The following is a 12,919-nucleotide window of genomic DNA, read 5'->3' as shown; positions in this document are numbered from 1 at the left end:
ACGATCTCCATGAATAGACAATTATATTGAGAGGGACCTTGTTTTCTAGTATGATGAGAATAACGGGGAAAATACTAGGATGAAGAAGGTTTCAAGTCTATAACTTGGAGGAAAAGAATGAACAATCGTATTTTAGTAGTTGATGATGAGGAATTTATCTTAACTTTAATCGAATTTAATTTACAACAAGCTGGGTTTGAAGTTATAACAGCGATGGATGGAGAAATGGCGCTTCAAAAAGCGACAACAGAACGCCCAGATTTAATTATATTAGATTTAATGCTTCCGAAAATGGATGGTATGGAAGTGTGTAAAGAATTACGATTGCAGCGCGTTATGACGCCGATTTTAATGTTAACGGCAAAAGATGATGAGTTTGATAAGGTGCTAGGCCTTGAACTTGGGGCAGATGATTATATGACGAAGCCATTTAGTCCAAGGGAAGTTGTTGCTCGTGTGAAGGCGATTTTGCGCCGCACGAAATTACAACAAGAAGAACAAGTTGCAGAAGCGCCAGATGAAGATAGCATCACAATTGCAGAACTTAAAATTTTACCGGAGTTTTATGAGGCTTATTTCCAAGGAAGAAAGCTTGAATTAACACCAAAAGAATTTGAACTACTTGTGTATCTTGCGAAAAATAAAAGTCGCGTGTTGACTCGTGATCAATTATTAAGTGCTGTATGGAATTATGATTTTGCTGGTGATACGCGAATTGTTGATGTTCATATTAGCCATTTGCGCGATAAAATTGAACAAAATACGAAAAAACCGACGTACATTAAAACGATACGTGGTTTAGGATATAAATTAGAGGAGCCAAAAGGGAATGAATAAATTTCGTTCCAGGCTTCTTTTTACATTTGTTTCTCTTATTGTATTTATTTTAGTTGGACTAGGTTTATTGCTAGAAACTGTGTTTGAAAACTACTATATAGATCATGCTAAAGAGAGAATGGTAAAAGAGACAGAGTATGTTGCGGCGTTAGCAGAAGAGCAAGGTTTTGATAATGTCTTAAAAAATCCATACGTATTTGAAAAGTTAGAAGAAAAAATACCAGCTTCTATCGTATTTGTGGATGAAAAAAAGAAAGTTCAATATAGAAAAGGACAAGAATTGGCATTTAGTCCAGAAACGATTAAAGAACTTTCTTCGGAAGTGGCAAAACAACGAAGTAAAGTGATTACGAAAGAGACAGATCGAAAGAATGAATTTTATCATGCGGTGTTCGTTCAAGATGTAGAAGGAAAACAAGGATACGTTTTGGTGAAAAGTACAATCGATCCTTTAAGAGACGTACATCAAAAAACGTGGGGATTATTAATTATCGGATTTGTTATTGCTTGTCTCGTAGTTGTATTTTTAGGTATGAAAATTACAGGGCAATATATTAGGCCGATTGAATCGGTTACAAAAGTTGCAATTGAATTGGCAAAGGGTAATTATAAAGCACGTGCATACGAAAGTCATTCGGATGAAACAGGAATGCTGAGTAAAGCAATTAATATTTTAGCTCGTAACTTACAAGAGATGACACTTGAACAAGAAATGCAGCAAGATCGTCTGCATACGTTAATTGAAAATATGGGAAGCGGAATGATTTTAATTGATAGCCGCGGGTATATAAACCTTGTAAACCGCTCTTATAAGGAAACTTTCCACGTAACAGATGAAGAATATTTAGATCGCTTATATTATGAATCGTTTCATCATACAGAAATTATTGAGCTTGTAGAAGAAATCTTTATGACAGAAGTGAAAGTGCGTAAACAAATGTTATTGCCACTTGGAATTGAGCGGAAGCATTTCGAAGTATATGGAGCGCCGATTATCGGGACAAACCATGAATGGAAAGGGATTGTTCTCGTATTCCATGACATAACAGAGTTAAAGAAATTAGAACAAATGAGAAAAGACTTTTTAGCGAATGTTTCTCATGAATTAAAGACACCGATTACTTCTATTAAAGGTTTTTCAGAAACACTCTTAGACGGAGCGATGGATAATAAAAAATTCTGCGAACATTTCTTGCGCATTATTTTAAAAGAAAGTGAGCGCATGCAAGGATTAATTGAAGATTTATTAGATTTGTCGAAGATCGAACAACAAGGATTTAAATTAAATATGGGAACCGTTGACATGAAGGGGCTGCTTGAAGATATTCATATGGTGCTTGATAATAAAGCAGGAGAAAAAGAAATCTCTTTACAAGTGAATGTATTAAAACGTGCTTCTGTTATTGGAGATCCAAGTCGTTTGAAACAAATCTTTATTAATTTAATAAATAACGCGATCGTATATACACCGGCTGGAGGCGTTGTTTCAGTAGAGTTAGCGGAAGATAAGTATAATGCTTATATAAAAGTATCGGATACTGGAATTGGTATTAGTAAAGAGGAAATTCCGCGTATTTTTGAACGCTTTTACCGAGTGGATAAAGCGAGAAGTAGAAATACTGGTGGTACAGGCCTCGGATTATCAATTGTAAAGCATTTAGTAGAGGCGCATCACGGTACAATTACAGTGGATAGTGAAGTTGGGGAAGGGACAACATTTACAGTTGTTTTACCAAAATCAGCAACTGAAAAATAGGATGAAGGATGTTTACAATATATTAACAATGGCTTAATTAAATATTAATAAAGCTCTGTTAATATAATACATGAAAACCCCTTCATCCAAGGAGTAATTTTGGACGAGAATAGTTAAGCTGTTCTCGTCACTTCCCTTTATGCCAATATAAGTCTGTTTTATATATGAAAGAAAATAACCGTTATTTTTCTTCTCTCTATTAGTCATGTTAATATAGAGAGAGGAAAGGAACGGTTTTTTTCTGTGAAAAAAATCATTTCAAATTTGTATGGGGAGGTTTCAATTTTGGAAAAAAAGGTCGTATTAGTAGATGGTAATAATATCGCGTATCGTGCTTTCTTTGCACTACCGCTTTTAAATAACGACAAAGGTATACATACGAACGCAATTTACGGTTTTACAATGATGTTAATGAGAATATTAGAGGAAGAAAAGCCAACTCATATGTTAGTGGCGTTTGATGCAGGCAAAACAACCTTCCGTCATAAAACGTATAGTGAGTATAAAGGAGGACGTCAAAAGACTCCACCTGAATTATCAGAGCAGTTCCCGTTTATTCGTGAGATGCTGGATGCGTTCAATGTACCGCGTTATGAATTAGAAAATTATGAAGCGGATGATATTATGGGAACGCTAGCAAAAGAAGCGAGTGAACAAGGAGCAAGTGTAAAAGTTATTTCAGGAGATAAAGATTTACTTCAACTTGTTTCTGATAACACGCTTGTATGTATTCCGCGAAAAGGGATTACGGAAGTAGATGAATATACGAAAGAATCTTTATTTGAAAAATATAGCTTATCACCAAAGCAAATTATCGATATGAAAGGTTTAATGGGAGATCAATCAGATAATATTCCGGGTGTACCAGGAGTTGGTGAAAAAACGGCGATTAAATTGTTAACACAGTTTGGAACGGTTGAAGAAGTGTATGAAAATCTAGATCAAGTAAGCGGGAAGAAATTAAAAGAAAAACTGGAAGAAAATAAAGAACAAGCTCTTATGAGTAAAGATCTAGCGACTATTATTACAGATGCGCCGATTACAGTTCATGTGGATGATATGGCGTATAAAGGATATGAAGCAAGTGATGTGATTCCAATGTTCGAGAGTTTAGGATTTACATCTCTTTTAAATAAATTAGGCGTTACGCCAGAAGAAACAGCTCCAGCTGAATTAGATGATATTACATTTGATATTGTGGAAGAAGTTACAGAAGAAATGCTTCAGCAAGATAGTGCACTTATTGTTGAAGTGCAAGAAGATAATTATCATAAGGCGGACATTCAAGGCTTTGGTATTCAAAATGAAAATGGTTGCTACTTTATTCAGAAGGATATTGCTCTTGCATCGGATGCATTTAAAGCATGGCTTGCAAATGGAGAAATGAGAAAGCATACATTTGATGCGAAGCGAGCAATCGTTGCACTGAAATGGAATGGGATAGATATGCAAGGGATTGACTTTGATCTATTAATCGCTGCTTATTTACTTGACCCGGCTGATACAGATAAAGATTTCCGTACTGTAGCGAAAATGAAAGAAACGCATGCTGTGAAATCAGATGAAGAAGTTTACGGAAAAGGTGCGAAGCGTGCTGTTCCAGAGTTAGAAGTAGTAGCGGAGCATGTGGCTCGTAAAGTGCATGTATTATATGATGTAAAGCAAACATTCGTTGAAGAGTTAAAGAAGAATGAGCAATATGAACTGTTTACAGAGTTAGAATTGCCACTTGCGCGTGTATTAGCTGATATGGAAGTAAAAGGTGTAAAAGTTGATACGGAGCGTCTTCGTAATATGGGAGAAGAACTCGCAGGTAGATTAAAGGAAATGGAACAGGAAATTTATAAGCTTGCGGGAACAGAATTTAATATTAATTCACCGAAGCAGCTTGGTGTAATTCTGTTTGAGAACTTAAACTTACCGGTTATTAAAAAGACGAAAACAGGTTATTCTACGTCAGCTGATGTATTAGACAAGCTTATGGATCGCCATGAAATTATTCCAAACATTTTACATTATCGTCAATTAGGGAAGCTAAATTCAACTTATATTGAAGGTTTACTGAAAGTTGTACATGAAGATTCATCTAAAATTCATACTCGCTTTAATCAAGTGTTAACGCAAACAGGTCGATTAAGTTCAACGGATCCGAACTTGCAAAATATCCCGATTCGATTAGAAGAAGGAAGAAAGATTCGTCAGGCATTTGTTCCATCAGAAGAAGGTTGGATTATGTATGCGGCTGATTATTCACAAATCGAATTGCGTGTATTAGCTCATATTGCAAATGATAAAGGGCTAGTTGAAGCATTCCAGCATGACATGGATATTCATACGAAAACAGCTATGGATGTATTTGGCGTTGAAAAAGATGAAGTAACTTCAAATATGAGAAGACAAGCGAAAGCTGTTAACTTCGGAATTGTGTATGGTATTAGTGATTATGGTCTTTCACAAAACTTAGGAATTACAAGAAAAGCAGCAGCGGAATTTATTGAAAAGTATTTAGAAAGTTTCCCTGGTGTACAAGAATACATGGAGGACATCGTAAAAGATGCGAAACAAAAAGGATATGTGGCTACATTATTAAATCGTCGTCGTTATATTCCAGAAATTACGAGTCGTAATTTCAATTTACGTAGCTTTGCTGAGCGTACAGCGATGAATACACCAATTCAAGGTACTGCAGCAGATATTATTAAAAAAGCTATGATTATTATGGCGGATCGTTTAGAAGAAGAAGGATTACAAGCACGTCTTCTTCTGCAAGTACACGATGAATTGATATTTGAAGCGCCAAAAGAAGAAATTGAAAAATTAGAGAAGCTTGTACCTGAAGTAATGGAGCATGCAATTGAACTCGCAGTTCCGCTGAAAGTTGATTATTCTTACGGTCCAACTTGGTACGACGCAAAATAAGGAAGTGATGAAATGCCTGAATTACCAGAGGTTGAAAACGTCAGACGGACACTTGAAAATCTTGTAACAGGAAAAACGATTGAAGATGTTATTGTTACTTATCCAAAAATAGTGAAACGACCAGATGATGCAGAAATCTTTAAAGAAATGCTAAAAGGCGAGAAGATTGAAAATATAAAGCGAAGAGGAAAGTTTTTGCTTCTATATGTAACAAATTATGTTATTGTTTCACATTTGCGTATGGAAGGTAAGTTTTTACTACATCAAGAGGATGAGCCGATTGATAAACATACGCACGTCCGTTTCTTATTTACAGATGGAACTGAATTACATTATAAAGATGTGAGAAAGTTTGGTACGATGCATCTCTTTAAGAAAGGTGAAGAGATGAACCAAATGCCTCTTGCTGACTTAGGTCCGGAGCCGTTTGATGCTGAATTGACACCACGGTATTTACAAGAAAGATTGCAAAAGACAAATCGTAAAATAAAAGTTGTGCTATTGGACCAGCGTCTTTTAGTAGGGCTTGGAAATATATATGTAGATGAAGTTTTATTCCGTTCTCAAATTCATCCGGAACGAGAAGCTTCGTCTTTGACAATAGAAGAAATTGAGCGAATTTATGAGGCTACCGTTACAACGCTAGGCGAAGCAGTGAAGCGTGGCGGAAGTACAATTCGAACGTATATCAACTCACAAGGGCAAATTGGTTCGTTCCAAGAACTCCTAAATGTATACGGAAAAAAAGGAGAACCGTGTGTAACTTGCGGTACGATATTAGAAAAAACAGTTGTTGGCGGAAGAGGAACGCATTACTGCCCAATTTGTCAGCCAAGAATATAGAAAAGAGATAACATCGGATAGGCATTTGTCATATACATACAGCAGAGCTATGTATAAGGGAGGAGCTTACCGATGTACCTTTATTTATCTCTTATTTTATTAGCTTTTACATTAAGCTTAGATAGCTGTAGTGTAGGGCTAACATATGGTTTAAGAAGCGTAAGAATTCCACTAAGATCAATTATAATTATCGGAATGTGTTCAGCGGCTGTTATGCTTGTTTCAATGGGAATTGGACATATGATCGCGAAAGTATTTTCACCTGTTATCGCAACGCGTATCGGTGGGCTTGTTCTTATTGGAATAGGGATTTGGGTATTGTATCAATTTTTTCGAAGTGAGAAAAAAGAAGAACCGAAGCAAGAGGAGAAGGTCTGGAAATTAGAGATTGCCTCGCTAGGGCTAGTGATTCAAATTTTACGGAAACCGACTGTAGCAGATTTTGATAAATCAGGCACCATTTCTGCAGGAGAGGCATTGCTTCTTGGTATCGCTCTTTCTGTAGACTCATTTGGTGCCGGAATTGGTGCATCTTTATTAGGGTATGCACCTGCTATGATGGCGATATTAGTTGCAATTATGAGTTCTTTGTTTTTATTTATTGGAATGAAACTTGGAACGGTTTTATCGAATATGAAGTGGTTACAAAAATTTACATTCCTGCCTGGGGTATTACTCATTATAATTGGAATTTGGAAAATGTAAGTATGGGCGTGGAACATTGGTTTCGCGCCTTTTATTATGAGGAGGATTATTATGACAGTAGTAATTGGATTAACGGGAGGCATTGCAAGCGGAAAAAGTACGGTATCAGAAATGTTTCGTGAGCTAAGTATACCAGTTATTGATGCAGATGTTATTGCAAGAGAAGTTGTAGAACAAGGAAAACCAGCATATAACAAAATAGTAGAAGTGTTTGGAGCGGAAGTGTTACAACAAGATGGGGAACTAGATCGTCCAAGATTGGGAAGCATCGTTTTCTATAATGAAGAAAAACGATTGCAGTTAAATAAAATTGTGCATCCTGCAGTGCGTGAGGAAATGAATAGGCAAAAGGAAATGTACATAAAAGAAGGTGTGCAAGCGGTTGTGTTAGATATTCCTCTCTTATTTGAAAGCAAATTAACAAGTCTCGTTGACCGCATTTTAGTTGTAGCGGTTAAGCCGCATACGCAATTAGAACGTTTAATGAAACGAAATAACTTTTCAGAAGAAGAAGCAACAGCTCGTATTCAATCTCAAATGCCGTTAGAAGAAAAAGTGAAAAATGCAGATGAAGTGATAAATAATGATGGCACAATTATGGGAACGAAAACACAATTGCAGGTAATTTTAAAGAAGTGGAACATTATTGACTAAAAAATTGTGAAATTAATGAAAATGCTTAGTGACATATCTCCTTTTTGTGTTATACTATTATTGGGATTGGAGATAAATAGTATAACGCATTCAAGGGGGATAACATATTATGACTCGTGTGGCAATTAATGGATTTGGACGTATTGGGAGAATGGTATTTCGTCAAGCAATAAAAGAAAGCGCATTCGAAATTGTAGCAATCAATGCAAGCTATCCATCTGAAACGTTAGCACACTTAATTAAATATGATACAGTTCATGGCAAGTTTGACGGAACAGTAGAAGCATTTGAAGATCACTTATTAGTTGATGGAAAAATGATTCGCCTTTTAAACAACCGCGATCCAAAGGAATTGCCTTGGACAGATTTAGGTGTTGAAGTTGTAATTGAAGCAACTGGTAAATTTAATTCAAAAGAAAAAGCAATTCTTCACGTTGAAGCTGGAGCGAAAAAAGTTATTTTAACAGCGCCTGGTAAAAATGAAGATGTAACAATTGTAGTTGGTGTGAACGAAGACCAATTAGATATTACAAAACATACTGTTATTTCAAATGCATCTTGTACAACAAACTGTTTAGCGCCTGTTGTGAAGGTGTTAGATGAGCAGTTTGGAATTGAAAACGGTTTAATGACGACAGTTCACGCTTATACAAATGACCAAAAAAATATTGATAACCCACATAAAGATTTAAGAAGAGCACGTGCTTGCGGACAATCAATCATTCCGACAACGACAGGTGCTGCGAAAGCGCTAGCAAAAGTTCTTCCGCACTTAAACGGAAAACTTCATGGTATGGCACTTCGTGTACCAACACCAAACGTGTCTCTTGTTGACTTAGTAGTAGATGTAAAACGCGATGTGACAGTTGAAGCTATTAATGATGCATTCAAAACTGTTGCAAACGGTGCGTTAAAAGGTATTGTAGAATTCAGCGAAGAGCCTTTAGTATCTATCGACTTTAATACAAATACACATTCAGCTATTATCGATGGTTTATCTACAATGGTAATGGGTGATCGTAAAGTGAAAGTACTTGCTTGGTATGATAACGAGTGGGGCTACTCTCGTCGTGTTGTAGATCTTGTAACGTTAGTTGTTGAAGAGTTAGCGAAACAAGAAAATGTGCAACACATTTAAGTGAATAAGGGAGGAGAGGGCAAGGCAATATTTGCCCTCTTTTTTTATTTTTTTCTGAAAAGGAAAAAAATTATATAAGTATATTTTAAAAAGTGGACATACCACGAAACGTTGTGATTACTGCATTTGTGAATCGTTTATTTTTTTTAGGGAAAAGTAAAGAGGAAAATATGACAGAAAATCGAAAAAACTGTTGTTGCAAAATGAAAATAAACAAAGTATACTAACACTCGTAAACTTAAGAGCTGAGGTACGTAGTCACTACTTAAAGGGTTAGGACCTCTCTGGACTAACTTTCCCCCGTGGTAGTGGAGCAAGCCAAATTGCAAATTAGTTTTCAATTCGAACAGTTAGAATAAATTTACAAGGGGGAACTGTAGAATGGATACTATGGATACGATGGGTCGTCACGTGATCGCTGAACTTTGGGATTGCGATTTCGACAAGCTTAATGACATGCCGTATATTGAACAATTATTTGTGGATGCAGCACTAAGAGCTGGTGCTGAAGTGCGTGAGGTTGCTTTCCATAAATTTGCACCACAAGGTGTAAGTGGAGTAGTAATTATCTCAGAATCACATTTAACAATTCATAGCTTTCCGGAGCACGGTTACGCAAGTATTGATGTTTATACTTGTGGGGATCGTATTGATCCAAATGTTGCTGCAGAATATATTGCAGAAGGTTTAAACGCGAAAACGCGTGAGAGCATCGAGCTTCCTCGAGGCACTGGTAGCTTCGAAATTAAGCAGAGAGAAACAAAAGCTCTTTAAAAAAGAACATAATTGATTTAAAATGTAAAGAGGTGTATAATGCACCTCTTTTTTAGTTTATAAAAAAGGAAAAATATAACGTACTCGTTAGTTGAATACATTGGACTCTTGCAAATGAGGTAGTGCCCTATATACCATCTTATTTTTAAGTATGAGATGATAAAGTGATGCGCTGAAACTTAAAGTGGTAAGAGAGTTAGAATGAGTTATATAATATTGTATATATATTTTAGGTGAATTGAGTAGAGAAAAATAAAGAGTATAGTGTAAAGGAGTGAATGAATTGCGTTGTCCATCCTGTTCTCATAATGGTACAAGAGTGTTAGATTCGCGTCCGGTAGACGAGGGGCGCTCTATTCGAAGAAGAAGAGAGTGTGAAAGTTGTTTAAGTCGCTTTACGACCTTTGAAAGGGTAGAAGAGTCACCTCTTATCGTTGTTAAAAAAGAAGGCACACGAGAAGAGTTTAATAAAGAAAAGATTTTACGCGGTTTAATTAAAGCGTGTGAAAAAAGACCAGTATCTTTAAGACAATTAGAAGAAGTAACACAAAGCGTGGAACGTGAACTGCGTAATTTAGGTATATCAGAAGTGAAAAGTGATATGATTGGTGAAATTGTTATGGAAGAACTTCGCGATATTGATGATGTTGCTTATGTACGTTTTGCTTCTGTATATCGTCAATTTAAAGATTTAAATGTATTTATTGAAGAATTAAAAGATATACTGCAAAAAGAAAGAGAGTAGAAGTTGTATTTTATTCTCTTTACATACCGTAAGTAATAGGATAAGAGAGCTAGAAGCGCAAGCTAATAGCTCTTTTTCACTAAGAATTTATATAATGAAGATAGAAGGAATGAAGTAGAGGATAGATTGGATGAGAGAAAGGAAAAGCAAGAATGGAAAAACAGTCATGGATGGAGCTATTGCCGATTGATCGTTATAAAGTAAGTGCGAAAGGGCTACTGCATAATTACGACCGAAAAGTATTAACGATGTTGTATCAGCCGTTAATAGGTAGTAGAGCTTTTAGCTTATACATGACACTATGGGGGGAGCTAGAGCAAGATCGTGTATTTGGAAAAGAAAATACACATCATTCCCTTATGGTGACTATGCAAATGCAACTTCCTGAAATATATGAGGAACGAGTAAAGTTAGAGGCAATTGGGCTTTTGAAGGTATATATTAAGAAAGAAAAAGATATTCGAATGTTCATATATGAGTTGCAACCACCTTTATCTCCGAAGCAGTTTTTTGATGATATTGTTTTAAGTATCTTTTTATACAATCGATTGAGTCGGACAAAATATAATCAAGTAAAGCAATATTTCTTAGAAGAAGAATTTGATTTTGCTTCTTATGAAAATGTTACGCGCTCTTTCAATGATGTGTTTGGTTCGTTTAATCCAGGACAGCTTGAGCATGCGCAAGAAGACCTTCGTATTCCAAAAACGACAACTATGCCAAGTAACGAGAAGGGAGACGCTCCGAAAGTTTGGAATGATTTCTTTGATTTCTCTTTATTTGTAGATGGATTGTCCGCTCTTGTTCCTAAAAAGGCGATTACAGATCAAGTAAGAGACTGCGTTATAACACTTGCTTACGTGTATGGTGTAGATGTGTTATCGATGCAAAATATCGTTCTTGGTGCGGTGACAGAGATGCAAACAATTGATATGGAAAGGCTTAGAAAAGGAGCGCGCGATTGGTATCAATTTGAAAATGGTCAAGCATTACCGGTACTAAGTGAAAGAGTACAGCCTCATGCTGCACGTACGATGAAAGAGAAAGAGCCTTCATCACAAGAGGAGATGTTAATAAAGCAGCTAGAGGAAATCTCGCCAAAACAACTATTGAAAGAGATTTCTGGTGGTGCAGAGGCAACGAAAGCGGACTTGCAAATCGTTGAAGATGTCATGATTAATCAAAAATTGACACCAGGAGTTGTGAATGTACTTATTTATTACGTTATGCTACGCTCAGATATGAAACTTGCGAAAACGTATGTCGAGAAGATTGCTGGGCATTGGGCACGTAAAAAGGTCGGTACAGTAGCGGACGCGATGGCGTTAGCGAAAGAAGAGAACCGTCAATATCAAGAGTGGGCTGAGACGAAGAAAAAAGGCCGTACGGCGAAGAAAACGGTACGAAAAGAAATGGTGCCAGATTGGCTTAAGGAAGAAGAGCCGAAAGAACAAGAGAAAGAAACGGCGAAGAAAGATGTAAGTGTAGAAAAAGATGCAAGTACGCTAGAAGATGAACGAAAACGATTAGAAGAAGTGTTAAAAAAATATAAGCGTGATTAATAGAAGAGAATGAACGCTCTTTGAGGTGAGAAAATGGAGCATATTCAAAATTCATTTACAAAATTAATGGAAAATGAAAACTTTAAAAATAGATATGAAGTATTAAAGGCAGAAGTAATGGCGCATCCGCGTGTGAAAGAATTTATAGACGAACATAAAGGTGAAGTAACGACTTCTATGATTGAGCGCAGTCTTGTGAAGTTATATGAATATATTGGACAAAGTGTAGGTTGCGTAGATTGCCCGGATTTAGGTGCATGTAAAAATATGCTGCAAGGGTATGAGCCAAAGCTTGTTATTCAAGGGAAAATGATTGATATTCAATACGATCGCTGCGTTAGAAAAGTAGCATATGACGAAAGAAAGAAATATGAAAAACTCGTTCAAAGTGTATATATGCCAACGGATATTTTACAGGCAACTATGGAAAACTTAGACCCTTCTGATTTAAATGCACGTATCGATGCAATTGGCGCAGCGAATGAATTTTTAAGTACATATGAACCAGGTAAAAAAGCACAAGGTTTATATTTGTACGGTAAATTTGGTGTAGGAAAAACGTACCTTTTAGGAGCAATTGCGAACGAGCTTGCTCGAAAGAAAATAAGTTCGATGCTCGTATACTTCCCGGAATTTTTACGTGAAATTAAAAGTTCGATTCAAGATAATTCGATTGGCGAAAAGATTGATGCGGTGAAACGCGTACAAGTTTTAATGTTAGATGATATCGGGGCAGAAGCGATGTCGAGCTTTGTGCGTGACGATGTGCTTGGTGCAATCTTGCAATTCCGTATGTTAGAAAACTTACCGACGTTCTTTACGTCTAATTTTGATTTTAAACAATTGGAACATCATTTAACGTATACACAACGTGGTGAGGCTGAAGAAATGAAGGCAGCACGTATTATGGAACGAATTAAATATTTAGCCAAACCAATTCCAATTGGTGGGAAAAACCGTCGTCATAAGTAAAAGAGCAAGCTGAG

11 protein-coding genes are annotated in these 12,919 nt (G+C 36.4%); all 11 read left to right on the top strand.

Going from position 1 to position 12,919, the window contains the following annotated elements:
- The first annotated feature begins 117 nt into the window (after window positions 1-117).
- Window positions 118-837, top strand: coding sequence for a two-component system response regulator PhoP (gene phoP, locus OXT04_RS11000; protein ID WP_001065220.1), 720 nt, complete (start codon window positions 118-120; stop codon window positions 835-837).
- On the top strand, window positions 830-2,593 hold the full coding sequence (phoR, locus tag OXT04_RS10995) for a sensory box histidine kinase PhoR (protein ID WP_001032098.1): 1,764 nt from the start codon (window positions 830-832) through the stop codon (window positions 2,591-2,593). Before phoP ends, phoR begins: the two co-directional genes overlap by 8 nt.
- Before the next feature lie 285 nt (window positions 2,594-2,878).
- Complete coding sequence (polA, locus tag OXT04_RS10990; protein WP_000412829.1) at window positions 2,879-5,512, top strand: DNA polymerase I; 2,634 nt, start codon at window positions 2,879-2,881, stop codon at window positions 5,510-5,512.
- A 12-nt stretch (window positions 5,513-5,524) separates the two neighbouring features.
- Window positions 5,525-6,355 (top strand): DNA-formamidopyrimidine glycosylase, encoded by an 831-nt coding sequence (gene mutM, locus OXT04_RS10985; RefSeq protein ID WP_001114476.1) that lies wholly within the window; start codon window positions 5,525-5,527, stop codon window positions 6,353-6,355.
- Between the two features lie 72 nt (window positions 6,356-6,427).
- Window positions 6,428-7,060 (top strand): sporulation membrane protein YtaF, encoded by a 633-nt coding sequence (gene ytaF, locus OXT04_RS10980; protein WP_000281743.1) that lies wholly within the window; start codon window positions 6,428-6,430, stop codon window positions 7,058-7,060.
- A gap of 51 nt (window positions 7,061-7,111) precedes the next feature.
- Window positions 7,112-7,714 (top strand): dephospho-CoA kinase, encoded by a 603-nt coding sequence (coaE, locus tag OXT04_RS10975; protein WP_000219287.1) that lies wholly within the window; start codon window positions 7,112-7,114, stop codon window positions 7,712-7,714.
- 109 nt (window positions 7,715-7,823) lie between these two features.
- Window positions 7,824-8,852 (top strand): glyceraldehyde-3-phosphate dehydrogenase, encoded by a 1,029-nt coding sequence (locus OXT04_RS10970; protein ID WP_000198974.1) that lies wholly within the window; start codon window positions 7,824-7,826, stop codon window positions 8,850-8,852.
- Window positions 8,853-9,242: 390 nt separating this feature from the next.
- Complete coding sequence (gene speD / locus OXT04_RS10965; RefSeq protein ID WP_002003660.1) at window positions 9,243-9,626, top strand: adenosylmethionine decarboxylase; 384 nt, start codon at window positions 9,243-9,245, stop codon at window positions 9,624-9,626.
- Window positions 9,627-9,909: 283 nt separating this feature from the next.
- Window positions 9,910-10,371, top strand: a complete 462-nt coding sequence (nrdR, locus tag OXT04_RS10960) for a transcriptional regulator NrdR (RefSeq protein WP_001203687.1) — start codon at window positions 9,910-9,912, stop codon at window positions 10,369-10,371.
- A 152-nt stretch (window positions 10,372-10,523) separates the two neighbouring features.
- Window positions 10,524-11,933: a replication initiation and membrane attachment family protein gene (locus OXT04_RS10955; protein WP_000415025.1), complete on the top strand. Its 1,410-nt coding sequence runs from the start codon at window positions 10,524-10,526 to the stop codon at window positions 11,931-11,933.
- A 33-nt stretch (window positions 11,934-11,966) separates the two neighbouring features.
- A complete protein-coding gene (gene dnaI / locus OXT04_RS10950; RefSeq protein ID WP_000400120.1) occupies window positions 11,967-12,905 on the top strand; it encodes a primosomal protein DnaI in 939 nt (312 codons plus the stop codon).
- Window positions 12,906-12,919: the final 14 nt, after the last annotated feature.

It is taken from the genome of Bacillus sp. GC_Bacil_1, assembly GCF_026540675.1.
Lineage (GTDB): Bacteria > Bacillota > Bacilli > Bacillales > Bacillaceae_G > Bacillus_A > Bacillus_A cereus.
This window is presented reverse-complemented; position numbering and strand designations above follow the sequence as displayed.

Coding starts and splice junctions, on each gene's coding strand:
- speD (WP_002003660.1), top strand. CDS start 9,243: ATGGATACGATGGGTCGTCACGTGATCGCTGAACTTTGGGATTGCGAT.
- dnaI (WP_000400120.1), top strand. CDS start 11,967: ATGGAGCATATTCAAAATTCATTTACAAAATTAATGGAAAATGAAAAC.
- phoP (WP_001065220.1), top strand. CDS start 118: ATGAACAATCGTATTTTAGTAGTTGATGATGAGGAATTTATCTTAACT.
- coaE (WP_000219287.1), top strand. CDS start 7,112: ATGACAGTAGTAATTGGATTAACGGGAGGCATTGCAAGCGGAAAAAGT.
- OXT04_RS10955 (WP_000415025.1), top strand. CDS start 10,524: ATGGAAAAACAGTCATGGATGGAGCTATTGCCGATTGATCGTTATAAA.
- mutM (WP_001114476.1), top strand. CDS start 5,525: ATGCCTGAATTACCAGAGGTTGAAAACGTCAGACGGACACTTGAAAAT.
- OXT04_RS10970 (WP_000198974.1), top strand. CDS start 7,824: ATGACTCGTGTGGCAATTAATGGATTTGGACGTATTGGGAGAATGGTA.
- phoR (WP_001032098.1), top strand. CDS start 830: ATGAATAAATTTCGTTCCAGGCTTCTTTTTACATTTGTTTCTCTTATT.
- ytaF (WP_000281743.1), top strand. CDS start 6,428: ATGTACCTTTATTTATCTCTTATTTTATTAGCTTTTACATTAAGCTTA.